Annotated in this window: 21 protein-coding genes and 1 tRNA gene; 20 read left to right on the top strand and 2 right to left on the bottom strand. The window is 72.9% G+C overall.

What is annotated here, in order from left to right; all coding sequences use genetic code 11:
- Window positions 1-53: 53 nt before the first annotated feature.
- The 19 genes from metK to pyk all read left to right on the top strand — a co-directional run bounded on the left by metK (window position 54) and on the right by pyk (window position 22524).
- Complete coding sequence (gene metK, locus ABZK10_RS14600) at window positions 54-1247, top strand: methionine adenosyltransferase (RefSeq protein WP_353810026.1); 1194 nt, start codon at window positions 54-56, stop codon at window positions 1245-1247.
- Window positions 1248-1270: 23 nt separating this feature from the next.
- The gene (locus ABZK10_RS14595) at window positions 1271-3271 is read left to right on the top strand and encodes a primosomal protein N' family DNA-binding protein (protein WP_353810025.1); all 2001 of its coding nucleotides are present in this window, start codon (window positions 1271-1273) and stop codon (window positions 3269-3271) included.
- Window positions 3272-4192 (top strand): methionyl-tRNA formyltransferase, encoded by a 921-nt coding sequence (gene fmt, locus ABZK10_RS14590; RefSeq protein WP_353810024.1) that lies wholly within the window; start codon window positions 3272-3274, stop codon window positions 4190-4192.
- The gene (locus ABZK10_RS14585) at window positions 4189-5649 is read left to right on the top strand and encodes an RsmB/NOP family class I SAM-dependent RNA methyltransferase (protein ID WP_353810023.1); all 1461 of its coding nucleotides are present in this window, start codon (window positions 4189-4191) and stop codon (window positions 5647-5649) included. The genes fmt and ABZK10_RS14585 overlap by 4 nt, the downstream gene beginning before the upstream one ends.
- Entirely contained in the window at window positions 5646-6314 is a 669-nt protein-coding gene (gene rpe / locus ABZK10_RS14580; RefSeq protein ID WP_353810022.1) for a ribulose-phosphate 3-epimerase, read from the top strand. The genes ABZK10_RS14585 and rpe overlap by 4 nt, the downstream gene beginning before the upstream one ends.
- Before the next feature lie 10 nt (window positions 6315-6324).
- Window positions 6325-6588: a phosphoribosyl-ATP diphosphatase gene (locus ABZK10_RS14575; protein ID WP_286309514.1), complete on the top strand. Its 264-nt coding sequence runs from the start codon at window positions 6325-6327 to the stop codon at window positions 6586-6588.
- A gap of 47 nt (window positions 6589-6635) precedes the next feature.
- The gene (hisG, locus tag ABZK10_RS14570; protein WP_353810021.1) at window positions 6636-7475 is read left to right on the top strand and encodes an ATP phosphoribosyltransferase; all 840 of its coding nucleotides are present in this window, start codon (window positions 6636-6638) and stop codon (window positions 7473-7475) included.
- The gene (hisF, locus tag ABZK10_RS14565; RefSeq protein ID WP_353810020.1) at window positions 7475-8239 is read left to right on the top strand and encodes an imidazole glycerol phosphate synthase subunit HisF; all 765 of its coding nucleotides are present in this window, start codon (window positions 7475-7477) and stop codon (window positions 8237-8239) included. Before hisG ends, hisF begins: the two co-directional genes overlap by 1 nt.
- A gap of 62 nt (window positions 8240-8301) precedes the next feature.
- Window positions 8302-8655, top strand: coding sequence for a phosphoribosyl-AMP cyclohydrolase (gene hisI / locus ABZK10_RS14560; protein WP_353810550.1), 354 nt, complete (start codon window positions 8302-8304; stop codon window positions 8653-8655).
- 20 nt (window positions 8656-8675) lie between these two features.
- Complete coding sequence (locus ABZK10_RS14555) at window positions 8676-10214, top strand: anthranilate synthase component I (protein WP_353810019.1); 1539 nt, start codon at window positions 8676-8678, stop codon at window positions 10212-10214.
- Window position 10215: 1 nt separating this feature from the next.
- Window positions 10216-10803: a Trp biosynthesis-associated membrane protein gene (locus ABZK10_RS14550; protein ID WP_353810018.1), complete on the top strand. Its 588-nt coding sequence runs from the start codon at window positions 10216-10218 to the stop codon at window positions 10801-10803.
- Between the two features lie 49 nt (window positions 10804-10852).
- Window positions 10853-11083: a DUF6704 family protein gene (locus ABZK10_RS14545; protein ID WP_353810017.1), complete on the top strand. Its 231-nt coding sequence runs from the start codon at window positions 10853-10855 to the stop codon at window positions 11081-11083.
- Between the two features lie 5 nt (window positions 11084-11088).
- Window positions 11089-11859, top strand: a complete 771-nt coding sequence (trpC, locus tag ABZK10_RS14540) for an indole-3-glycerol phosphate synthase TrpC (protein WP_353810016.1) — start codon at window positions 11089-11091, stop codon at window positions 11857-11859.
- Window positions 11860-13068, top strand: a complete 1209-nt coding sequence (trpB, locus tag ABZK10_RS14535) for a tryptophan synthase subunit beta (protein WP_353810015.1) — start codon at window positions 11860-11862, stop codon at window positions 13066-13068.
- Entirely contained in the window at window positions 13065-13853 is a 789-nt protein-coding gene (gene trpA, locus ABZK10_RS14530; protein ID WP_353810014.1) for a tryptophan synthase subunit alpha, read from the top strand. Before trpB ends, trpA begins: the two co-directional genes overlap by 4 nt.
- Before the next feature lie 18 nt (window positions 13854-13871).
- The gene (gene lgt / locus ABZK10_RS14525; protein WP_353810013.1) at window positions 13872-14900 is read left to right on the top strand and encodes a prolipoprotein diacylglyceryl transferase; all 1029 of its coding nucleotides are present in this window, start codon (window positions 13872-13874) and stop codon (window positions 14898-14900) included.
- A 125-nt stretch (window positions 14901-15025) separates the two neighbouring features.
- On the top strand, window positions 15026-19594 hold the full coding sequence (gene gltB, locus ABZK10_RS14520; protein WP_353810012.1) for a glutamate synthase large subunit: 4569 nt from the start codon (window positions 15026-15028) through the stop codon (window positions 19592-19594).
- Entirely contained in the window at window positions 19587-21044 is a 1458-nt protein-coding gene (locus tag ABZK10_RS14515) for a glutamate synthase subunit beta (protein ID WP_353810011.1), read from the top strand. The genes gltB and ABZK10_RS14515 overlap by 8 nt, the downstream gene beginning before the upstream one ends.
- 64 nt (window positions 21045-21108) lie before the next feature.
- Window positions 21109-22524 carry a pyruvate kinase gene (pyk, locus tag ABZK10_RS14510; RefSeq protein ID WP_353810010.1) on the top strand — a complete coding sequence of 472 codons (1416 nt, stop codon included), beginning with the start codon at window positions 21109-21111 and terminating at the stop codon, window positions 22522-22524.
- Window positions 22525-22586: 62 nt separating this feature from the next.
- On the opposite strand, the gene ABZK10_RS14505 is transcribed toward pyk, so the two are convergent.
- Window positions 22587-22669 (bottom strand) — tRNA-Leu (locus ABZK10_RS14505).
- 38 nt (window positions 22670-22707) lie between these two features.
- On the opposite strand from ABZK10_RS14505, the gene ABZK10_RS14500 reads away from it, so the two are divergent.
- Window positions 22708-23316 carry an ANTAR domain-containing response regulator gene (locus ABZK10_RS14500; RefSeq protein ID WP_353810009.1) on the top strand — a complete coding sequence of 203 codons (609 nt, stop codon included), beginning with the start codon at window positions 22708-22710 and terminating at the stop codon, window positions 23314-23316.
- Window positions 23317-23374: 58 nt separating this feature from the next.
- Here ABZK10_RS14500 and ABZK10_RS14495 read toward each other — a convergent pair whose 3' ends face one another.
- Window positions 23375-23800 (bottom strand): hotdog fold thioesterase, encoded by a 426-nt coding sequence (locus tag ABZK10_RS14495; RefSeq protein WP_353810008.1) that lies wholly within the window; start codon window positions 23798-23800, stop codon window positions 23375-23377.
- Window positions 23801-23841: the final 41 nt, after the last annotated feature.

Genomic DNA, 23841 nt, shown 5'->3' with positions numbered 1-23841 from the left:
ATCGCACGCTTCGCGACCGACGCGCCGTTACGAAGGGACATCGAACCAACCGCATGAGCGAACTGCGCCTGTTCACCTCCGAGTCGGTCACCGAGGGGCATCCGGACAAGATCTGCGACCAGGTCTCCGACAGCATCCTCGACGCACTGCTCACCGTCGACCCGCACAGCCGGGTCGCCGTGGAGACGCTCGTGACGACCGGCCTCGTGCACGTCGCGGGCGAGGTGCGCACGACCGGGTACGTGGAGATCCCCGCGATCGTGCGCGAGCGCATCACCTCGATCGGCTACGACTCGTCCGACGTGTGGTTCGACGGCCGCTCCTGCGGCGTGTCGATCTCGATCGGCGGGCAGTCGCCCGACATCGCGGTCGGCGTCGACCAGGCGTTCGAGTCGCGCGAGGGCTCGAGCATCGACGAGCTCGACCGCCAGGGCGCGGGCGACCAGGGCATCATGTTCGGCTACGCGGTGAACGAGACGCCCGAGCTCATGCCGATCCCCATCTGGACCGCGCACCGCCTCGCCGAGCGGCTCGCCGAGGTGCGACGCAGCGGCGAGCTCGACTACCTGCGACCCGACGGCAAGACCCAGGTCACCGTCGGCTACGAGGGCAGCGTGGCCCGCACCATCGACACCGTGGTGCTCTCGACGCAGCACTCGCCGCGGGTCGACACCGCCACGCTCCGGGCCGAGGTCGAGGAGACGGTCATCCGCCCGGTCGTCGAGCGCACCGGCCTCGACGCGAGCGACGTGCAGGTGCTCATCAACCCCACCGGCCGCTTCGAGATCGGCGGCCCGCAGGGCGACGCCGGCCTCACGGGCCGCAAGATCATCATCGACACCTACGGCGGCGCGAGCCGGCACGGCGGCGGCGCGTTCAGCGGCAAGGACCCGTCGAAGGTGGACCGCTCGGCCGCCTACGCCATGCGCTGGGTCGCGAAGAACGCGGTCGCCGCGGGCCTGGCCGACCGGCTCGAGGTCCAGGTGGCGTACGCCATCGGCAAGGCCTCGCCGGTGGGCATGTACGTCGAGACGTTCGGCACCGGCCGCGTGCCCGACGAACGCATCATCGGCGCGATCCGCGAGGTGTTCGACCTGCGACCGGCAGCCATCATCCGCGACCTCGACCTGCTGCGGCCGATCTACGCCAAGACGTCGACCTACGGGCACTTCGGGCGCGAGCTCCCCGAGTTCACCTGGGAGCGCACCGACCGCGTCGACGACCTGCGCAGCGCCGCCGGCCTCTGATGCCCGGCGGGCGCGTCGCCCGGGTGGCGATCGACTCCCCGCTGCCGCAGCTCGACCAGCTCTTCGACTACGCCGTCCCCGACGCGCTCGCGCGGTCGGCGGTACCGGGCGTGCGGGTGCGCGTGCCGCTGCGCAGCGGCGGACGCCTGGCCCACGGCTGGATCGTGGAACTCGCGGACGAGAGCGCGTTCGACGGGCGGCTCAGCGAACTCGACGAGGTGACCACGCTGGTGCCGGTGCTCGCGCCCGAGGTGTGGGCGCTCGCGCGCCGCGTGGCCGATCGTGCGGCGGGGTCGGCGAGCGACGTGCTGCGGCTGGCGATCCCCTCGCGGTACGTGCGCGTCGAGAAGGCGTGGGTGCAGGCGCAGGGGGCGGATGCCTCGGGCGGCGCGCCGACCGCGGGCGAGCCGGTTCCGTCGGCGCCGGGTCCGGCGTCCGCCCCGGCGGGCGACGAGGACGTCGACGGGTCGGAGGCCCACGCCGAGGGCGTCGACGCGCTCGACCGTGCCGTCGCCGCCCGCGCCCGCGTCGCGCTCCAGGCGCTGCCGGGCGTGGCACGCCTCGGCGACGGCGCCACGGTGGGGCGCTGGGCCATGACGCTCGCGTCCGCCGCCGCCGCCGTGCTCGCGCGCGGCGAGACCACGATCGTCGCGGTGCCCGACTACCGCGACCTCGAGCAGCTCGAGGCGGCGCTGCACGACGCGGTCGGCGCCGAGCACGTCACCCGCGTCGACGCGGGCCAGACGGGCGGCGCGCGCTACCGCGGGTTCCTCGACTGCCTCGACGGCTCCCCGCGCGTGATCATCGGCAACCGCTCCGCGGTCTACGCGCCCGCCGCCCGGCTGGGGCTCATCGCACTCTGGGACGACGGCGACCCCCTGCACGCCGAGCCCCTGAGCCCCGGCGTGCACGCCCGCGATGCGGCCCTGGTGCGCCAGGAGCAGTCGGGCGCGGCGCTGGTCTTCGCCGCCCACGCCCGCAGCACCGAGGTGCAGCGTCTCGTCGATGTCGGCTGGTGCGCGCCGATCGAGCCCGAGCGCCTCGCGCGGCCGCGCATCGTGGTCGACGAGGCGGGCTCCGATCCCGGCACGGCGCGCATCCCGTCCGCTGCGTGGCGCGCGGCGCGCGAGGCGTCCGCGCACGGGCCGGTGCTGCTCCAGGTGGCCCGGCCCGGCTACGCGGCCGCCCTGGCGTGCGCACGGTGCGGCACGCCCGCCTCCTGCGCCGCGTGCGGTGGCGCGCTCGAGCAGCGGGGGCCGCGCTCGGCCCCCGCCTGCCGGGTCTGCGGCACGCGCGCGAGTGCGTTCCGGTGCCCCGAGTGCGAGGGCGAGCGCCTCCGCATGGTCACCGTCGGCACCGAGCGCACGGCGGAGGAGCTGGGGCGTGCCTTCCCGGGCACGCGCGTGATCGTCTCCGACGGTGAGCGGCCGCTGACGACGGTCGGCCCCGAGCCGGCCCTCGTCATCGCCACGCGCGGCGCCGAGCCCGTGGCATCCGGCGGCTACCGTGCCGTGCTGCTGCTCGACGGCGAGCGGATGCTCCTGCGCGAGGCGCTCCGCGTCGCCGAGGACTGCGTGCGGTGGTGGGCCGACGCCGCGGCGCTCGCGGCCGACGACGCCCCGGTGCACCTGGTCGGCGTGCGCGGGCGCATCGCCACGGCGTTCGCGACCTGGACGCTCGCACGCTGGGCGGAGGAGGAGCTCGCGGCCCGCCGCGAGCTGCGCTTCCCGCCCGCGGTGCGGGTCGCGACCGTGACCGCGCGCGGGCCGGTGCTCGAGCGGCCGATCGCCGAGGTGCGGGCCATCGGACGCGGGGTCGACGTGCTCGGCCCGGTGCCGGTCGACGACGGGCTCGAGCGGGTGATCGTGCGGATGGACTACGGCGTCGCGCCGGCGGTGGCCGCGTCGCTGCGGGCGTCGATGATCCGCGTCGCCACCGAGCGGCGGCGCCCGGTGCAGGGCCAGCCGGTGCGGCGCCCGCCTACACTCAGGGTGAGGTTCGACGATCTGGAGGCATTCGGGTAGATGCGCATCGTGTACGCCGGCACGCCGGCCGTCGCCGTCCCCGCGCTCGAGGCACTCGCCGCGTCCGGCCACGACGTCGTCGGCGTGGTCACGCGCGAGGACGCACCGCTGGGGCGCAGGCGCGTGCTGACGCCGTCTCCAGTCGCCGCGGCCGCGGAACGACTCGGCATCCCCGTGGTCAAGGCGAACCGCCTCGACGACGACGCGACCGCCCGCATCACCGCGATGGACGCCGAGCTCGGCGTGATCGTCGCGTACGGCGGGCTGGTGCGCGAACCCCTGCTGTCGGCGCCGCGGCACGGCTGGGTGAACCTGCACTTCTCGCTCCTGCCGGCCTGGCGCGGCGCCGCGCCGGTGCAGCGCGCGCTGATGGCCGGAGACCGCGAGACGGGCGCCTCGGTGTTCCGCCTGGTGCCCGCACTCGACGCCGGCGACGTGCTCGTCGAGCGGCGCACCGCGATCGGCGACGAGGAGACCGCGGGGGCCCTGCTCGACCGGCTCGCGACCGAGCAGGCCGGACTCGTCGTCGAGGCCGCCGACGCGATCGCCGCGGGCACCGCCGTCGCCCGCCCGCAGGCGGGCGAGCCGACCTTCGCGCCGAAGCTCGGGCTCGCCGACGGGCGCCTCGACTGGTCGGAGCCCGCCGTGCGCGTCCTCGACCGGTACCGCGGCGTCACGCCCGAGCCGGGCGCGCACACCGAGGTCGACGGCGCGCGCCTGAAGGTGCTCGAGCTCGCGGCCGATGCCGGCGACGCCGAGCCGCTGCCCCCGGGCCGGATCGCCCTGGTCGGCAGGCGGGCGCTCGTCGGCACCGGCACCGGCCCGCTGCGGCTCGTGCGCGTGCAGCCGGCGGGCGGGAAGGCGATGGCCGCGGCGGACTGGGTACGCGGCCGCGCGGGCGCCGAGGTCGTGGCGCGATGAGCGGCGAGGGTCGTGGCCCGGCACGCGGGCGCCGCGGCGGGGGGCGGCGCGGCGGCGCCCGGCCGCCTCGCGTCTCGCCCGCGCGCCTCGTCGCGGCCGAGGTGCTCCGCGCGGTCCGCGAGTCCGACGCGTACGCGAACCTCCTGCTGCCCACCCGCATCGCGCGCGCCGCACTCGGCGAGGCCGACGCGGGGCTCGCCACCGAGCTCACCTACGGCACCCTCCGCATGTCGGGGTACTACGACCGCGTGATCGCCATCGCCGCGGGCCGCCCGGTCGCCGAGATCGACCCGGTGGTGCTCGACGTGCTCCGGCTCGGCGTGCACCAGTTGCTGGCGACGCGCGTGCCGACGCACGCCGCGCTGCACGAGTCCGTCGACCTCGTGCGCATCATGGGCGCGCCCGCCGCGAGCGGGTTCGTGAACGGCGTGCTCCGCGGCGTCTCGCGCGTGTCGGCGGATGCGTGGCGGGAGCGCGTCCGCGAGCACGCGTTCGATGAGGACGACGCGCGTGCCGCGCTCACGTCCCACCCCGCGTGGGTCGTGCGGGCGCTGCGCCGCGCGCTCGACCGCGAGGGCCGCGCGGGCGAACTCGACGACCTGCTCGCCGCCGACAACCTGCCGCCCGCGGTGAACTACGCGGTGCTGGGCGGGGTGGATGCCGTCGGGCCGGCCGATCTCGGCGAACCCGACCGCTTCTCGCCGATCGGCTTCACGGCGGGCGGCGGCGACCCGGCCGCCGCCCTCGCCGGCCACGACGGCCGCGTGCGGGTGCAGGACGAGGGCTCGCAGCTCGCCGCACTCGCGCTGGCGCGTGCCCGCCCGGTGCGCGCGGGGGAGCGCTGGCTCGACCTGTGCGCGGGCCCCGGCGGCAAGACCGCGGTGCTCGCGGCGGAGGCCCGCGCCGGCGGCGCCGTGCTCGAGGCGAACGAGGTCGTGCCCGCTCGCGCCGAGCTCGTGCGTCGGGCGCTCGCGGGCGTCGACGACGGGGTGCGGGTGCACGAGCGCGACGGTCGTGAGCTCGGCGACGATCGCGCCGGCGCGTTCGACCGCATCCTCCTCGATGCGCCCTGCACGGGACTCGGCGCGCTGCGACGCCGCCCTGAGGCCCGCTGGCGGAAGACCCCCGACGACGTGGGCGAGCTCACCGCGCTGCAGGCCGAGCTGGTCGACTCGGCGGTCGCGGCGCTCGCGCCGGGCGGCGTGCTCGCGTACGTCACCTGTTCGCCGCACCTGGCCGAGACGCGCACGATCGTGCAGCAGGCGCTGCGCCGGCACGACGACCTCGAGCGCGCCGACGTGCACGCCGTGCTCGACGAGGTCGCGCAGCATCCGCTCGACCTCGCGGGCGAGGCGGGGGAGGCCCAGCTCTGGCCGCACCGCCACGGCTGCGACGCGATGTTCATCGCGCTGCTGGCCAAGCGCGACCCCGAGGCGTCGGTAGGCTCGCAGGCATGACCACGCGGATCAACCCGAGCATCCTCGCGGCCGACTTCGCCAACCTCGAGCGTGAGCTCGGGCGCATCGCGACGGCGGACCTCGTGCACGTCGACATCATGGACAACCACTTCGTGCCGAACCTCACGTTCGGCCTGCCGATGGTGGAGCGCCTGGCGCAGGTGACGCCGATCCCGCTCGACGTGCACCTCATGATCGACGACCCCGACCGCTGGGCACCGGGCTACGCCGAGGCCGGCGCGGCGTCGGTGACCTTCCACGCCGAGGCGGCTGCCGACCCGGTGGCGCTCGCCCGGCGCCTCCGCGCCATCGGCGCCCGTGCGGGCATCGCGCTGAAGCCCGGCACCGAGCCCGACGACGTGCTCGAGGTGCTGCACGAGTTCGACCAGGTGCTCGTCATGACCGTCGAGCCCGGCTTCGGCGGCCAGTCGTTCATGCCGCAGACCATGCCGAAGCTCCGTCGGGTGGCGGACGCCGTCGCGGCGGCCGGACTCGATGTCTGGCTGCAGGTCGACGGGGGCATCGCGGCCGACACGATCGGCATCGCCGCCGAGTCCGGGGCCGACACGTTCGTCGCGGGCTCGGCCGTGTTCGGCGGCGACCCGACCGACCGCATCGCCGAGCTCCGCAGCCTCGCGGCGAAGCACACCCACGCGCACCGGTAGCCTGTAGGACGTGAAGACGTTCGATGCCCTGTTCGCCGAGCTGAGCGAGAAGGCCCGCACCCGACCCGAGGGTTCGGGCACGGTCGCCGCGCTCGACGCCGGCGTGCACCAGATCGGCAAGAAGGTCGTCGAGGAGGCGGCCGAGGTCTGGATGGCCGCGGAGTACCAGAGCGACGACGAGACGGCCGAGGAGATCTCGCAGCTGCTCTACCACCTCCAGGTGCTGATGCTGGCGCGCGGGCTCGAGCCGGCGGACGTGTACCGACATCTGTGAGCGATCGCTCCCGCACACCTGATCGTCCACACACGAAAGTTCGTTCCATGCTGAGAATTGCAGTGCCCAACAAGGGCTCGCTGTCCGAGACCGCCGCCCAGATGCTCTTCGAGGCCGGGTACACCGGTCGCCGGGACTCGCGCGAGCTCGTCGTCGCCGACCCGCGCAACGACGTCGAGTTCTTCTACCTCCGCCCGCGCGACATCGCCACCTACGTCGGCTCGGGCGCGCTCGACGTCGGCATCACCGGCCGCGACCTGCTGCTCGACTCGGGGTCGGATGCCTCGGAGATCGCCGAGCTCGGGTTCGGCGGCTCCACCTTCCGCTTCGCCGGTACGCCCGGCCGCTTCGCCGAGCTCGCCGACCTGGCGGGCGTGCGGGTGGCGACGAGCTACCCGGGCCTCGTCGGGGCCTTCCTGGAGCGCCACGGCGTGACCGCCGACCTCGTGCGCCTCGACGGCGCGGTCGAGTCGGCCGTGCGCCTCGGCGTCGCCGACGCGGTCGCCGACGTGGTCTCCACGGGCGGCACGCTGCGCAAGGCCGGTCTGGAGATCTTCGGCCCGGTCATCCTCGAGTCGACGGCCGTGCTGATCGGCTCGGGCAGCCAGGCGCCCGGCACCACCACCCTGATGCGGCGCCTCAACGGCGTGATCGTCGCGCGCGAGTACGTCATGCTCGACTACGACGTGCCGATGAGCCTGCTCGACGCGGCCACGGCGATCGCACCCGGGTTCGAGTCGCCGACGGTCTCGCCGCTGCACGACCGCGAGTGGGCGGCCGTGCGGGTCATGATCAAGCGCACCGACACGAACCACGTCATGGACGCCCTGTACGAACTGGGCGCGCGCGCCATCCTGGTCAGCGCCATCCACGCGGCGAGGCTCTGATGTCCGTCGCGGTCCGCGTGATCCCATGCCTCGACGTGGCCGCCGGCCGCGTGGTCAAGGGCGTGAACTTCCGCGACCTGCGCGACGCCGGCGACCCGGTCGAGCTCGCCCGGCGCTACGGGGAGCAGGGCGCCGACGAGCTCTGCTTCCTCGACGTCACGGCGACGGTCGACGACCGGTCGACCACGTACGAGGTCGTGCAGGCCACCGCGGAGCAGGTGTTCATCCCGCTCACGGTCGGCGGCGGCATCCGCTCGGTCGACGACGTCGCGCGCCTGCAGGGCCACGGCGCCGACAAGGTGGGCGTGAACAGCGCGGCCATCGCCCGCCCGGCGCTGATCGGCGAGATCGCCGACCGGTTCGGCTCGCAGGTGCTGGTGCTCTCGCTCGACGTGAAGCGGTCGGATGCCACCGAGTCGGGGTTCGTCGTCACGACCCACGGCGGCCGCACCGAGACGACCCTCGACGCGCTCGCCTGGGCGCGGCAGGCGATCGAGCTCGGCGTGGGGGAGCTGCTGGTCAACTCCATCGACGCGGACGGCACGAAGCAGGGCTTCGACCTCGAGCTGATCGCGCTCATGCACGAGCTGTCGTCGGTGCCGGTGATCGCCTCGGGCGGCGCCGGCGCGGTCGACCACTTCGCGCCGGCGATCGGCGCGGGGGCGGACGCCGTGCTCGCGGCATCCGTCTTCCACAATCGCGAGCTCACGATCGGCGAGGTCAAGGACGCCCTCGCCGCAGACGGACGGACGGTACGACGATGACCTACGCGGACGACGAGGAACTCGAGCGCGACGACGAGCCCTGGGCCCCGGGTGCGTCCCCGATGGACCGGGCGGCGTTCAACGGCGACGGGCTGCTGCCCGCCGTCATCCAGCAGTGGGACACCGGCGAGGTGCTCATGCTCGGCTGGATGGACCGCGAGGCCATGCGGCGCACCCTCACCGAGGGGCGCGTGACGTTCTGGTCCAGGTCGCGGCAGGAGTACTGGCGGAAGGGCGACACCTCCGGGCACGCGCAGTACGTGCGGACGGCCGCCCTCGACTGCGACGGCGATACGCTGTTGCTGCGCGTCGACCAGGTCGGCGTGGCCTGCCACACCGGAACGCGCACCTGCTTCGACGGCGACCCGCTCGAGGTCGTCGCAGGCAGCGCACCCGAGCCCGAATCCACCGACTGACCCGCGCCACGAGGAGCACGATGCCGACCACCGCCGAGCAGACCGGCACGACCGGTCGCGCCGACTTCGACGCGCTGCTGCCCGGTCGCCGCGTGGTGCCCGTCACCCGCGAGCTGTTCGCCGACGGGGAGACCCCGGTCGGCATCTACCGCAAGCTCGCCGACGGCCGCCCGGGCACCTTCCTGCTCGAGTCCGCGGAGCAGGGCGGCATCTGGTCCCGGTACTCGTTCGTCGGCTCCGCGTCCTACGGCGTGCTCACCCAGCGCGGCGACGTCGCCGAGTGGCTCGACTACGGCCTCGACGCCGAGCGGGCGCTGGGGGCGGATGCCCCGGAGGGACCGCTCGCGGCGGTGTCGGCGCTCTACGCGCGCTGGCAGACCGAGCCGGTGCCCGGCATGCCGCCGCTCACCGGCGGCCTCGTCGGCTTCATCGGCTGGGAGGCCATCCGCCAGATCGAGCGGCTGCCGAACCGCCCGCCCGCCGAGGGCGCGGTCGTCGGCCAGGCGCTGAGCTTCGTCTCGGAGCTCGTCGTGCTCGACCACCGCCGGGGCACGGTGCAGCTCATCGTCAGCGCCCTGAACGACGGCGTCGACGACGCCGACGCGCTGTGGGCCGACGCGCAGGCGCGACTCGACCGCATGCAGGCGGCGATGGCGCGGCCCTCCGAGGCGCACCTCGCCGTGGTGGACCTCGCGACGCCCGCCGCGCCGACCTCCCGCACGCGCCGGCAGGACTTCCTCGACGCGGTGGTGACGAGCAAGGAGTACATCCGCGAGGGCGACATCTTCCAGGTCGTCATCTCGCAGCGGTTCGAGCAGGAGTGCACCGCGGCGCCGATCGACGTCTACCGCGTGCTGCGGAGCCTGAACCCGAGCCCGTACATGTACCTGCTGAGCCTCGAGGATCCCGACGGCGAGCCGTACTGGATCGTCGGCTCGTCGCCCGAGGCGCTGGTCAAGGTGCAGGACGGGCGCGTCTACACGCATCCGATCGCCGGGTCCAAGCCGCGTGGGGCGACGCCGGAGGAGGACGCCGACCTCGAGGCCGAGCTCTCGGGCGACCCGAAGGAGCGCGCCGAGCACCTCATGCTCGTCGACCTCGCGCGCAACGACCTCGCGAAGGTGTGCGCCGCGGGCTCGGTCGAGGTGACCGAGTTCATGCGCGTCGAGCGGTTCAGCCACATCATGCACCTCGTCTCGTCGGTCGAGGGCGACCTGCTGCCCACCGCCGACGCGATCGACGTGTTCCGGGCGACGTTCCCGGCCGGCACCCTCTCGGGTGCGCCGAAGCCGCGCGCGCTCGAGATCATCGACGAGCTCGAGCCCGTGCAGCGCGGCGTCTACGGCGGCGTCGTGGGCTACTTCGGGTTCGGCGGCGACGCCGACCTCGCGATCGCGATCCGCACTGCGACCATCCGCGGCGGCGTCGCGCGCGTGCAGGCCGGCGGCGGGCTGGTCGCCGACTCGAACCCCGAGTCGGAGTTCCAGGAGTCGCAGAACAAGGCCGCCGCGCCGCTGCGGGCGGTCGCCGTCGCCAACGCGATGCGGACCCTGGGCTGACGTGACGGCACGTCGACGCAAGCTCGTCATCGTCGTCGCCGTGATCGGTGCGGCCGGGCTCGGCCTGCTCGCCTGGACGCAGGACTGGTTCACGGTCACGCTCGACGCGGGCGACGCGCACGCGGTGCCGGGTCAGGTGGCGGATGCCGCGCTGGCCGCGCTCGCACTCGCCGGACTCGCGCTCGGCGCGGCGCTGGCCATCGCGGGTCGTGTCGCGCGCCTCGTGCTCGGGCTGCTCGCCGTCGTGCTCGGCGCATGCGTCGTGCTGTCGGCCGCGCTCGCCATGGGCGACCCCGCCGCCGCGGCCGCCCCCGTCGTCACCGCTGCCACGGGCATCGCCGGGTCGTCGGCGGCCGGGCTCGTGGCATCCGTCGCCTGGAGCGCCTGGCCGTGGGTCGCCGTCGCCTCGGGCGTGCTGCTCGCCGCCGCAGGCGTCGCGGTGCTCGCGACCTCCTCGCGCTGGCCCGATTCGTCGCGCCGCTACCGGGCCGTGCGCCTCGAACGCGCCGACGGCTCCGCCGCGGGCGCCGTCGACGAATGGGACGAGCTGTCGCGCGGCGAGGATCCGACCGAGCCGGGTCGGGACTGACGCGGTCGGCCCGATAGACTTCCACCGTCCCCACACCAGAAGGAGCATCATGAGCACTGACGTCAGCGACCCGGGCCACGGACACTCGCCCGCAGCCTGGATTGCCGTGGTGATCATGCTCGTCGCGTTCGCGATCGGCACCGTCGCGTTCTTCTTCGCCGTCGAGTGGCTGGTGTGGGCATCCGCGGTGCTGCTCGTGCTCGGCGCGGTCGCCGGCTGGGCGCTCGCGAAGGCCGGCTACGGCGTGGGCGGCGCGCGCGTGACCGCAGCGGAGCACTGACCGACGTGCTGTCCGAGCTCACGGCGAACGCGGTCGCGGACGCCGAGGCCCGTCGTGCCGAGACGCCCCTCGCGGACGTCGAGCGCGCTGCGGCCGAGCGCGCGCCCGCACTGGACGCCCTCGCGGCCCTCGCGCCGGCGGACCGCGTCAGGATCATCGCCGAGGTGAAGCGCGCGAGCCCGTCGCGCGGCCCGCTGGCCGACATCCCCGATCCGGCAGCGCTCGCACGCGAGTACGAGGCCGGCGGTGCGAGCGCCATCAGCGTGCTGACCGAGGGCCGTCGCTTCCTCGGCTCCCTGGCCGACCTCGAGGCCGTGCGCGCCGCCGTGTCGCTGCCCGTGCTCCGCAAGGACTTCATCGCCACGCCGTACCAGGTGCTCGAGGCGCGTGCCGCCGGTGCCGACCTGGTGCTGCTCATCGTCGCGGCGCTGGAGCAGCGCGACCTCGTCGAGCTGCACGCGCTCATCGGCGAGCTCGGCATGACCGCGCTCGTCGAGACCCACGACGCCGACGAACTGCGTCGCGCCGCCGACATCGGTGCGCGCCTGATCGGCGTCAACGCCCGAAACCTGTCCACCTTCGAGCTCGACCGCGACCTCTTCGGCCGGCTCGCGCCGGACTTCCCGGAGGGCGCCGTGCGCGTCGCCGAGTCGGCCGTGTCGACGGCCGCCGACGTCGCGGCCTACCGCGCGGCCGGGGCCGACGTGGTCCTCGTGGGGGAGGCGCTCGTCACGAGCGACCCCCGCGAGACGCTCGCGAGATTCCTGGGGGAGTAGATGTCCCTGCGCACCGAGTCCGGTCCGTACTTCGGCGAGTTCGGCGGGCGGTTCGTGCCCGAGTCGCTCATCGCCGCGCTCGACGAGCTCGACGAGGCCTGGCAGCTCGCCAAGCTCGACCCCGCGTTCCACGACGAGCTCGACAGCCTGCTGCGCGACTACGTCGGCCGGCCGTCGCCGCTCACCGAGGTGCGCCGCTTCGCGGAGCACGCCGGCGGCGCCCGCGTCTTCCTGAAGCGGGAGGACCTCAACCACACGGGCTCGCACAAGATCAACAACGTGCTCGGCCAGGCGCTCCTCACGAAGCGGGTCGGCAAGACCCGCGTCATCGCCGAGACCGGGGCGGGCCAGCACGGCGTCGCGACCGCGACGGCGGCGGCGCTGTTCGGGCTCGACTGCGTCATCTACATGGGCGAGGTCGACACCGAGCGCCAGGCGCTGAACGTGGCGCGCATGCGGCTGCTCGGCGCCGAGGTGATCCCGGTCACGCACGGCTCGCGCACGCTCAAGGATGCGATCAACGAGGCCATGCGCGACTGGGTGACCAACGTCGGGCACACCAACTACATCTTCGGCACGGTCGCGGGTCCGCACCCGTTCCCGGCGATGGTGCGGGACCTCCAGAAGATCATCGGCGAGGAGGCGCGGGCCCAGATGCTCGAGCGCACGGGTGCGCTGCCCACCGCGGTCGCCGCGTGCGTCGGCGGCGGCTCGAACGCGATCGGCATCTTCCACGCGTTCCTCGACGACCCGGACGTCGCGCTCTACGGCTTCGAGGCGGGCGGCGAGGGCGTCGACACCGAGCGCCACGCCGCGACCATCGGGAAGGGTCGTCCGGGCGTGCTGCACGGCGCGCGCAGCTTCCTGCTGCAGGACGAGGACGGCCAGACGATCGAGTCGCACTCGATCTCCGCCGGGCTCGACTACCCGGGCGTCGGTCCCGAGCACTCCTGGCTCTCCGACATCGGGCGCGCGGAGTACCGGGCGTCCACGGATGCCGCGGCCATGGACGCGCTCCGGCTGCTGTCCCGCACCGAGGGCATCATCCCCGCCATCGAGTCCGCGCACGCGCTCGCGGGTGCGCTCGAGCTGGGGCGGGAGCTCGGGCCCGACGCGAGCATCCTGGTGAACCTCTCGGGCCGCGGCGACAAGGACATGGAGACCGCTGCGAAGTGGTTCGAGCTCATCGACGGCGAGGAGGGCGCATGAGCGGCGTGGGCGAGGTCATCGACGCACGCGTGGCGGCCGGGTCCGGCGCGCTCGTGGGCTACCTGCCGGTCGGCTTCCCGTCGCTCGGTGCGAGCGTCGACGCGGCCGTCGCGCTGGTGGAGAACGGCGTCGACGCGCTCGAGCTCGGCATCCCGTACTCCGACCCCGTGATGGACGGCCCGGTCATCCAGGGCGCCACGCAGGCCGCCCTCGCCGGCGGGTTCCGGCTCGCGCACGGCTTCGAGGCCGTACGCGCGATCCGGGAGCAGGTCGACGCGCCGATCCTGATGATGACCTACTGGAACCCCGTGGTGCAGTACGGCGTCGACCGGTTCGCCGACGACCTCGCCGCCGCGGGCGGCGCGGGCCTGATCACGCCCGACCTCATCCCCGACGAGGCGGACGCCTGGCTCGCGGCATCCGACCGCACCGGCCTCGACCGCGTGTTCCTGGCCGCACCCAGTTCCTCCGACGCGCGCCTCGCCCGCACCGTGGAGGCCAGCCGTGGTTTCGTTTACGCGGTCTCGACCATGGGCATCACCGGCGCCCGGGCCGACGTCGACCGCGCCGCCCGCACGCTCGTCGAGCGGCTGCGTGCGGCCGGAAGCCCCCGGAGCTGCGTCGGCGTCGGCATCTCGACCGCCGAGCAGGTGCGCGAGGTCGTCTCCTACGCCGACGGCGCGATCGTCGGCTCCGCGCTCGTGAAGGCACTCGCCGACGGGGGTGTGGACGGGGTCGGCGCGCTGGCCGCGGAACTCGCGCGCGGCACGCGTCCGGCGGGATAGTACGCTGGCCGAGGCCGCATGCGGGCCCGAACCCGCAGTCAGGACGAAAGGCACCGAACGAACGTGATCGCACCGCTCAGCATCCCCAGCCCGGAGTGGAGCTCCTTCGACATCCCGCTGCCGTGGGGCGTGTCGCTGACGATCCACGCGTACGCGCTATGCATCCTCGTGGGCATCGTGCTCGCGGTCTGGATCACCTCGCGGCGGCTCACCACGCGCGGCGCCGAGCCGGGCATCGTGCTCGACATCGCGCTGTGGGCCGTGCCGCTCGGCATCGTGTTCGCGCGCTTCTACCACGTCTTCACCCACCCGGGGGACTACTTCTACGAGGGTGCCGACCTCTGGAAGGTGTTCGCGATCTGGGAGGGCGGCAACGCCATCTACGGCTCGCTCATCGGCGGTGCGCTGGGCGTCTGGATCGGCTGCCGGCTCACGGGCATCCGCTTCTGGTCGTTCGCCGACGCACTCGCGCCGGGCATGCTCGTCGCGCAGGCCGCCGGCCGCCTCGGCAACTGGTTCAACCACGAGCTGTTCGGCCTTCCCACCGACCTGCCGTGGGGCCTCGAGATCGAGTCGACGAACCCCGCGTTCCCCGCGGGCCTCGAGCCCGGAACGCTGTTCCACCCCACGTTCCTGTACGAGATCGTCTGGAACCTCCTCGGCGTCGCCGTGCTGCTCTGGCTGGAGCGCAAGTTCCGCCTGCGCTGGGGCAAGGCGTTCGCCGTGTACCTCATCTGGTACGGCATCGGCCGTACCTTCCTGGAGTCGATCCGCGTCGACCCGAGCGAGGTCTTCCTGGGCATCCGCTCGAACGTCTGGGCGTCGCTCGCGGCGATCGCGATCGGCGTGATCATCCTCATCGTGCAGTCCCGCCGGCACACGGGCATGGAGGCGAGCCCCTACGTGCCCGGCCGCGAGTGGCGTCCGGACGACGGGGTAGACTCGGACGACACCGAGTCCGACCGAGACACGATCGGCGACGATGCCGAGGACGAGGGCGACACGGAGGCGGCCGCAGCCACAAGCACACGCGAGACGACCTCCTAGTCCGGGCGATCCGGCCCGAGCCCCGATGCGTCCCCGTACCGTGGGGGAGCACATCACATTTCTTCCGATGGGCCGAAGGCGTCCCGCGCTGGTTCACTGATTTCACGAGGACGGTCACTGTGGCGATGACTCCGACCCACTCCCGCTTCGGGGCGGTCCCCCCGGCCCAGGGGATGTACGACCCCGCACACGAGAAGGACGCCTGCGGCCTCGCGATGGTCGCGACGCTCCGCGGCACCGCCGGACACGACATCATCCAGGCGGCGCTCGACGCGCTGCGCAACCTCGAGCACCGGGGCGCGGTGGGCTCCGACGCCGGCACCGGCGACGGAGCGGGCATCATCACGCAGGTGCCCGACGCCTTCCTCCGCGAGGTCGTCCCGTTCGAGCTGCCCGCGCCCGGCCGCTACGCCGTCGGCAACGCGTTCCTGCCCACCGACCCGACCCAGCGCAGCGCGGTCAAGCGCCGCTTCCGCGAGATCGCCGCGGAGGAGCGCCTCGAGATCATCGGCTGGCGCGAGGTGCCGGTGCGCCCCGACGAACTGGGCACGCTTGCACGCGCCGCGATGCCCGACGTGCAGCAGGTGTACGTGCGCAGCACCGACGAGACCGAGGCCGGCGCGCCCCTGTCCGACATCGCGCTCGACCGGCTCACGTTCCGCCTGCGCAAGCGCGCCGAGCGGGAGATCGAGCTCTACTTCGCTTCGCTGTCGTGCCGCACGCTGGTCTACAAGGGCATGGTCACGACCCTCCAGCTCGAGCCCTTCTACCCCGACCTGTCGGACGAGCGGTTCGCCTCGAAGCTGGCGCTCGTGCACTCGCGCTACTCGACGAACACGTTCCCGTCGTGGCCGCTCGCACAGCCGTTCCGCATGATCGCGCACAACGGCGAGATCAACACGGTGCAGGGCAACCGCAACTGGATGCGCGCGCGCCAGTCGCAGCTCGAGTCCGAGCTGCTGGGCGACCTCGGCCCGGTCATGCCGATCGTCACGCCGGGCTCGAGCGACTCCGCGTCCTTCGACGAGGTCGTCGAGCTGCTGAGCCTCTCCGGCCGCAGCCTGCCGCATGCGATCATGATGATGGTCCCGGAGGCGTGGGAGAACGCGACCGAGATCGACCCCGCCCGTCGCGCGTTCTACGAGTACCACTCGATGCTCATGGAGCCGTGGGACGGCCCGGCAGCGATCGTCTTCACCGATGGCTCGCTCGTGGGCGCCACGCTCGACCGCAACGGCCTCCGCCCCGGGCGCTACGTCGTCACCGACGACGGCCTCGTCGTGCTCGCGAGCGAGATCGGCGTGCTCGACATCGACCCGTCGAAGGTGGTGCGCAAGGGCCGCCTGCAGCCCGGGCGCATGTTCCTCGTCGACACGGTCGCCGGGCGCCTCATCGAGGACGACGAGATCAAGTCCGACCTCGCGGCGTCCGAGCCGTGGGGGGAGTGGCTCGACTCCGGCCGCATCCGCCTCGGCGACCTGCCCGAGCGCGAGCACATCGTGCACCCGCCGGCATCCGTGCGTCGCCGCCAGCGCACCTTCGGCTACACCGAGGAGGAGGTGCGCGTGCTGCTCACGCCGATGGCGCGCACCGGCGCCGAGCCCCTCGGCGCGATGGGGTCCGACACCCCCATCGCGGTGCTCAGCGAGCGCCCCCGCCTGCTCTTCGACTACTTCACCCAGCAGTTCGCGCAGGTGACGAACCCGCCGCTCGACTCGATCCGCGAGGAGGTCGTCACCTCGCTCGGCACGACCCTCGGTCCGGAGCACAACCTGCTGACCTCGGGTCCCGACCACGCGCACCAGGTGGCGCTGTCGTTCCCCGTGATCGACAACGACGAGCTGGCGAAGATCCAGCACATCGACCCGCGCCCCGACAGCGCCACGACCACCACGCTGCGCGGCCTGTACCGGGTCGAGGAGGGCACCGAGGGACTGCGCTCGCGCCTGAACGCACTGTGCGACGAGGCGGACCGCGCCATCGCGGCGGGGGCGAAGTTCCTCGTGCTGAGCGACCGCGACACCACGTCGGAGCTCGCGCCGATCCCGTCGCTGCTCATGCTCGCGGCCGTGCACCACCACCTCATCCGCTCCGAGACCCGCATGCGCGTGGGCATCGTCGTCGAGACCGGCGACGTGCGCGAGGTGCACCACGTCGCGCTGCTCGTCGGCTACGGCGCGTCGGCCGTGAACCCGTACCTCGCCATGGAGACGTGCGAGGAGCTCGTGCGCTCCGGCGTCATCACCGGCGTGACCCCCGAGCAGGCCGTGAAGAACGTGATCAAGGCGCTCGGCAAGGGCGTGCTGAAGATCATGTCGAAGATGGGCATCTCCACGATGTCGTCGTATGCGGGCGCCCAGGCGTTCGAGGCCGTCGGCCTCAGCCAGGAGTTCGTCGACGAGTTCTTCACCGGCACGACGTCGAAGCTCGGCGGCGTGGGCCTCGAGGTCATCGCCACGGAGAACGCCCGCCGCTACAAGGGCGCGTACCCCGACGACGTCGCGGTCACCGTGCACGAGCGGCTCGCGACCGGCGGCGAGTACCAGTGGCGCCGCGACGGCGCACCGCACCTCTTCAACCCCGAGACGGTGTTCCGCCTGCAGCACGCCACGCGCAGCGGGCGCTACGACGTCTTCCGCGAGTACACCTCGATGGTCGACGGCCAGGCCTCCAACCTCATGACGCTCCGCGGCATGTTCTCGCTGCGCAGCGGTGCACGCCCGCCGGTGCCGATCGACGAGGTCGAGCCGGTCTCGTCGATCGTGAAGCGGTTCTCGACCGGTGCGATGAGCTACGGCTCCATCTCCAAGGAGGCGCACGAGACCCTCGCGATCGCGATGAACCGCATCGGCGCGCGCTCGAACACGGGCGAGGGGGGCGAGGACCTCGACCGGCTGCTCGACCCCGAGCGTCGCAGCGCGATCAAGCAGGTCGCGTCCGGCCGCTTCGGCGTGACGAGCATGTACCTCACGCACGCCGACGACATCCAGATCAAGCTCGCGCAGGGCGCCAAGCCCGGCGAGGGCGGGCAGTTGCCGCCCACGAAGGTGTACCCCTGGGTCGCCCGCACGCGTCACGCGACCGCGGGCGTCGGGCTGATCTCGCCGCCGCCGCACCACGACATCTACTCCATCGAAGACCTCAAGCAGCTCATCTTCGACCTGAAGCGCGCGAACCCGGGCGCCAGGGTGCACGTGAAGCTCGTGAGCCAGTCGGGCATCGGCGCCGTCGCGGCGGGCACGGCGAAGGCCCTCGCCGACGTCATCCTCGTCTCCGGGCACGACGGCGGCACCGGTGCGAGCCCGATGAACTCGCTGAAGCACGCGGGCACGCCCTGGGAGCTCGGCCTCGCCGAGACCCAGCAGACGCTCATGCTCAACGGCATGCGCGACCGCGTGGTGGTGCAGGTCGACGGCCAGATGAAGACCGGCCGCGACGTGATCATCGGCGCCCTGCTCGGCGCCGAGGAGTTCGGCTTCGCCACGGCCCCGCTCGTCGTCGAGGGCTGCGTGCTCATGCGCGTCTGCCACCTCGACACCTGCCCGGTCGGCGTCGCCACGCAGAATCCCGAGTTGCGCAAGCGCTTCAGCGGCAAGCCCGAGTTCGTCGTCAACTTCTTCGAGTTCATCGCCCAGGAGGTGCGCGAGTACCTCGCCGAGCTCGGCTTCCGCAGCCTCGACGAGGCGATCGGGCGCCGCGAGATGCTCGACGTCGACCGTGCCGTGGCGCACTGGAAGGCGAGCGGGCTCGACCTGTCGCCGGTGCTCGTGGGCCCGGACTTCTCCGACGCCGAGCCGCGTCGCAACGGGCGCCCGCAGGACCACGAGCTCGACGAGCACTTCGACAACCAGCTGATCGAGGCGAGCGCCGACGTGCTGGAGCACGGCGGTCGCGTCGAGATCGCGCTGCCGATCCGCAACACCGAACGGGCCGTCGGCACCATGCTCGGACACGAGGTGACCGTGCGCCACGGCGTGAACGGGCTCCCGGCCGGGTCGATCGACGTGACGCTGACGGGTTCGGCCGGGCAGTCGTTCGGCGCGTTCCTGCCCGCCGGCATCACGCTGCGCCTCGAGGGCGACTCGAACGACTACGTGGGCAAGGGGCTGTCCGGCGGCGAGATCATCGTGCGGCCCGACCGCGCGAGCACGTTCGCGGCCGAGCGCAACGTCATCGCCGGCAACGTGATCGGCTACGGCTCGACCCAGGGCAGCATGTTCATCAGCGGCATCGTCGGCGAGCGCTTCCTCGTGCGCAACTCGGGCGCGACGGCGGTCGTCGAGGGCGTGGGCGACCACGCGCTCGAGTACATGACCGGCGGCCTCGCGCTCATCCTCGGCCCGACCGGCCGCAACCTCGGCGCGGGCATGTCGGGCGGCACGGCGTACGTGTTCGACCTGCCCAAGGAGCGCATCAACCGCGATGCGCTCGCGTCCGGCGAGCTGCAGCTGCACGAGCTCGGCAGCGCCGACCGGGAGATCGTGCGCGATCTCCTCCGCCAGCACCAGGAGCACACCGGGTCCGCCCTCGCGGCCCGACTGCTCGAGGCATCCGACACCATGGAGCGATTCGTGAAGGTTCTCCCACGCGACTACGCGGCCGTCCTCGAGACACGCCAGAGCGCGGTCGACGAGGGGCTGGACCCCGACGGCGACGTCGTGTGGGGCCGGATCCTGGAGGTGACCGGTGGCTGACCCGAAGGGCTTCCTCAAGACCACCGAGCGCGAGCTGCCGAAGCGGCGCCCGGTTCCCGTGCGCATCATGGACTTCAAGGAGGTCTACGAGCAGGGCGATCCCGCGCAGCTGCGCCGCCAGGCGGGCCGATGCATGGACTGCGGCATCCCGTTCTGCCATCAGGGCTGCCCGCTCGGCAACCTCATCCCCGAGTGGAACGACCTGATGTGGCGCGGCGAGGGCCGAGCCGCCATCGAGCGCCTGCACGCGACCAACAACTTCCCGGAGTTCACCGGTCGCCTCTGCCCCGCGCCGTGCGAGTCGTCGTGCGTGCTCGGCATCAACCAGCCCGCCGTCACGATCAAGCAGGTCGAGGTCTCGATCATCGACCAGGCGTTCTCGAACGGCTGGGTGCAGCCGCACCCGCCGGGGCGGCTCACGGGCAAGACCGTCGCCGTCGTGGGCTCCGGCCCCGCCGGACTCGCCGCCGCACAGCAGCTCACGCGCGCGGGACACACGGTCGCCGTGTACGAGCGCGACGACCGCATCGGCGGCCTGCTGCGCTACGGCATCCCCGACTTCAAGATGGAGAAGCGCCACCTCGACCAGCGCATCGCCCAGATGACGGCCGAGGGTACGCGGTTCCGCGCGGGCGTGGACATCGGCACCGACATCTCGTGGAGCGCGCTCCGCGAGCGGTACGACGCGATCGTCATCGCCACGGGCGCCATGGTGCCGCGCGACCTGCCGATCCCCGGGCGCGACCTCCCCGGCGTGCACTTCGCCATGGAGTACCTCGTGCAGTCGAACCACGCGGTCGCGGGCGACACCGTGCCGGAGCAGATCACGGCCGAGGGCAAGCACGTGGTGGTCCTGGGCGGCGGCGACACCGGCGCCGACTGCATCGGCACCGCGCACCGCCAGGGCGCGCTCTCGGTGACGAACCTCGCGATCGGCAAGAAGCCCGGCATCGCGCGTCCCGACAGCCAGCCGTGGCCGATGCACCCGAACCTCTTCGAGGTGCAGACCGCGCACGAGGAGGGCGGCACGCGCCAGTACCTCGCGTCCACGGTGGAGTTCGTCTCGAACGACGTCGGGGAGGTCCGTGCGATCCGCGTCGCGGAGACCGAGTACCTCGACGGCCGCCGCGTGCCCAAGGCGGGCACCGAGCGGGAGATCCCCGCCGACCTCGTGCTGCTCGCCCTCGGGTTCACCGGGCCCGAGTCGCAGGAGCTGTCGAGCCAGCTCGGCGCCGAGTTCACCCAGCGCGGCAACGTGCAGCGCGACGACGCCTACGCCACCAGCATCCCCGGCGTGTTCGCCGCCGGCGACGCCGGGCGCGGGCAGTCCCTCATCGTGTGGGCCATCGCCGAGGGCCGGGCTGCGGCCGCGTCGGTGGACCGCTACCTTGAAGGGGAGACGCACCTGCCGAGCCCGATCCCGGCCTCCGCCCAGGCCCTCGCCGTCTGACCGCCCACCCATCATCACCACCACGATCACCGCGCCCCGGCGCGAGGAACACGGAGCACAACACATGAGACGCGCGAAGATCGTCGCCACGCTCGGACCCGCGACTGCGAGCTACGAAGGGATCCGCGCGCTCATCGACGCCGGCCTCGACGTCGCCCGCATGAACCTGAGCCACGGGTCGTACGACGTGCACGAGGGGGTCTACCAGAACATCCGGAAGGCGGCGAACGACTCCGGCCGCGCCGTCGCGGTGCTCGTCGACCTGCAGGGTCCGAAGATCCGCCTCGGGAAGTTCGCGAACGGACCGCACGAGCTCGCGCAGGGCGACGTGTTCACCATCACGACCGAGGACATCCTCGGCGACGAGCAGATCTGCTCGACGACCTTCAAGGGGCTGCCGCACGACGTCGCGCCGGGGGACTTCCTGCTCATCGACGACGGCAAGGTGCGCGTGAAGGTGCTCGACACCGACGGCACCCGCGTCCGCACCGAGGTCGTCGTCGCCGGCCCGGTCTCCGACAACAAGGGCATCAACCTCCCGGGCGTCGCGGTCAACGTGCCGGCGCTCTCGGAGAAGGACGAGGCCGACCTGCGCTGGGGCCTCGAGCTCGGCGCCGACCTGATCGCGCTCTCGTTCGTGCGCAATGCCGCGGACGTGTCGCGCGTGCGCGAGATCATGGACGAGGTCGGCCGTCGCGTGCCGGTCGTCGCGAAGATCGAGAAGCCCCAGGCGGTCGAGGCGCTCGACGAGATCATCGATGCGTTCGACGCCCTCATGGTCGCCCGCGGCGACCTCGGCGTGGAGCTCCCGCTGGAGGCCGTGCCGATCGTCCAGAAGCGGGCGATCGAGTCGGCGCGACGCATGGCGAAGCCCGTCATCGTCGCCACCCAGATGCTCGAGTCGATGATCCACAGCCCCGTGCCGACGCGTGCGGAGACCTCCGACGTCGCGAACGCCGTGCTCGACGGCGCCGACGCAGTCATGCTCTCGGGCGAGACGAGCGTCGGCGAGTACCCGACGGTCACGCTCGAGACGATGGCCCGCATCGTCGCCTCGACCGAACAGCACGGACTGGACCGCGTGCCGCCGCTCGGCACCAAGCCGCGCACGCAGTCGGGCGCCATCACCCTCGCCGCGGTCGACGTGGCGAACTTCGTCGCGGCGAAGTTCCTCTGCGTCTTCACCGAGTCCGGTGAGTCGGTGCGCCGCATGTCCCGCATCCGCAGCGACATCCCGATCCTGGCGTTCACGCCCGATCCGGCGATCCGTCGCCGCATGGCGCTCTACTGGGGCGTCCAGTCGTTCGTGGTGTCGCGCGTGACGCACACCGACCAGATGGTCGCCCAGGTCGACGAGGTGCTGAGCCGCGAGGGCCTGGCCGTCGAGGGCGAGAAGGTCGTCATCATCTCCGGGTCCCCTCCCGGCATCCCCGGCACCACCAACGACATCCGCGTGCACAACGTGGGCGAGGTCCTGTAAAGGGCTCCGCGACGGCGAACGGCCGGCTCCCGGGAGGGGCCGGCCGTTCGCCGTTTCGGTCGTGCCGGTGGTGGGGGTCGAACCCACACGCCCTCTCGGGCAAAGCATTTTGAGTGCTCCGCGTCTGCCATTCCGCCACACCGGCGCACGAGACCGCGATCAGAATACCGTAGGCTTTCAGGCGTGACAGACACCGAGAACACCCAGGCCGCGCCGCGTCGCGTCGTGGTCGCCGAGGACGAATCGCTCATCAGGCTCGACGTGGTGGAGACGCTCCGCGACAACGGGTTCGAGGTGGTCGGCGAGGCCGGTGACGGCGAGACCGCCGTCGCGCTCGCCACCGAGCTGCGTCCCGACCTGGTCGTCATGGACGTGCGCATGCCCCAGCTCGACGGCATCGAGGCGGCGAAGCGCCTCAGCGAGGGGCACATCGCGCCCGTCGTCCTGCTCACGGCGTTCAGCCAGAAGGAGCTCGTCGAGCGGGCCACCGAGGCCGGCGCGCTGGCGTACGTCGTCAAGCCGTTCACGCCCAACGACCTGCTGCCGGCCATCGAGATCGCGCTGGCCCGGCACGCCCAGATCCTCACCCTCGAAGCCGAGGTCGGCGACCTCGTCGAGCGCTTCGAGACCCGGAAGCTCGTCGACCGGGCGAAGGGCCTGCTGAACGAGAAGATGGGGCTGTCGGAGCCCGAGGCGTTCCGCTGGATCCAGAAGGCGTCGATGGACCGCCGCCTCACCATGAAGGACGTCGCGCAGGCGATCATCGAGCAGCTCGCCCCGAAGAAGAACTGAGGTCCCCGGGGCGTCCGTCCGACGCCCCGGCACGACCGCACCGGCGGGCGGCGCACGCTCAGCCGGCCGGGCGGTCCTTGATGAAGTTCGTGATCCGCACGGTCGAGCAGCGCCGTCCCTGTTCGTCGGTCACCACGATCTCGTGCACGGTCATCGTGCGACCGAGGTGGATCGGCGTGCAGACACCCGTGACCCGTCCGGAGGTCGCGGAGCGCGTGTGCGTCGCGTTGATGTCGACGCCGACGGCCAGCCGGTCGGGCCCCGCCCACAGGTTCGCCGACATCGAGCCGAGGCTCTCGCCGAGCACGACGTAGGCGCCGCCGTGCAGCAGCATCGCCGGCTGGGTGTTCCCCTCCACGGGCATGGTCGCGACCGCGCGATCGACCGTGAACTCGACGAAGTCGATGCCCATCCGCTCCGCCAGCGTGCCGATGCCGCGGCGCCGGATGTAGTCCAGCGCATCGACGGCCTGCTCCTGGGTCATGCTGCTCCCGATCGGTCGTGAAGGCCGTGTCGTCGGCCGCT

The sequence above is a fragment of the Agromyces sp. SYSU T00194 genome (assembly GCF_040496035.1).
Taxonomy (GTDB): domain Bacteria; phylum Actinomycetota; class Actinomycetes; order Actinomycetales; family Microbacteriaceae; genus Agromyces; species Agromyces chitinivorans.
This window is presented reverse-complemented; position numbering and strand designations above follow the sequence as displayed.

Bases quoted from the DNA above. Each gene is read 5' to 3' on its own strand.
- rpe (WP_353810022.1), top strand. From the start codon at position 5,646: ATGACCACGCGGATCAACCCGAGCATCCTCGCGGCCGACTTCGCCAAC.
- hisF (WP_353810020.1), top strand. From the start codon at position 7,475: ATGTCCGTCGCGGTCCGCGTGATCCCATGCCTCGACGTGGCCGCCGGC.
- trpA (WP_353810014.1), top strand. From the start codon at position 13,065: ATGAGCGGCGTGGGCGAGGTCATCGACGCACGCGTGGCGGCCGGGTCC.
- ABZK10_RS14545 (WP_353810017.1), top strand. From the start codon at position 10,853: ATGAGCACTGACGTCAGCGACCCGGGCCACGGACACTCGCCCGCAGCC.
- ABZK10_RS14555 (WP_353810019.1), top strand. From the start codon at position 8,676: ATGCCGACCACCGCCGAGCAGACCGGCACGACCGGTCGCGCCGACTTC.
- gltB (WP_353810012.1), top strand. From the start codon at position 15,026: ATGACTCCGACCCACTCCCGCTTCGGGGCGGTCCCCCCGGCCCAGGGG.
- ABZK10_RS14495 (WP_353810008.1), bottom strand. From the start codon at position 23,800: ATGACCCAGGAGCAGGCCGTCGATGCGCTGGACTACATCCGGCGCCGC.
- ABZK10_RS14585 (WP_353810023.1), top strand. From the start codon at position 4,189: ATGAGCGGCGAGGGTCGTGGCCCGGCACGCGGGCGCCGCGGCGGGGGG.
- pyk (WP_353810010.1), top strand. From the start codon at position 21,109: ATGAGACGCGCGAAGATCGTCGCCACGCTCGGACCCGCGACTGCGAGC.
- metK (WP_353810026.1), top strand. From the start codon at position 54: ATGAGCGAACTGCGCCTGTTCACCTCCGAGTCGGTCACCGAGGGGCAT.
- trpB (WP_353810015.1), top strand. From the start codon at position 11,860: ATGTCCCTGCGCACCGAGTCCGGTCCGTACTTCGGCGAGTTCGGCGGG.
- lgt (WP_353810013.1), top strand. From the start codon at position 13,872: ATGCGGGCCCGAACCCGCAGTCAGGACGAAAGGCACCGAACGAACGTG.
- hisI (WP_353810550.1), top strand. From the start codon at position 8,302: ATGGACCGGGCGGCGTTCAACGGCGACGGGCTGCTGCCCGCCGTCATC.
- fmt (WP_353810024.1), top strand. From the start codon at position 3,272: ATGCGCATCGTGTACGCCGGCACGCCGGCCGTCGCCGTCCCCGCGCTC.
- hisG (WP_353810021.1), top strand. From the start codon at position 6,636: ATGCTGAGAATTGCAGTGCCCAACAAGGGCTCGCTGTCCGAGACCGCC.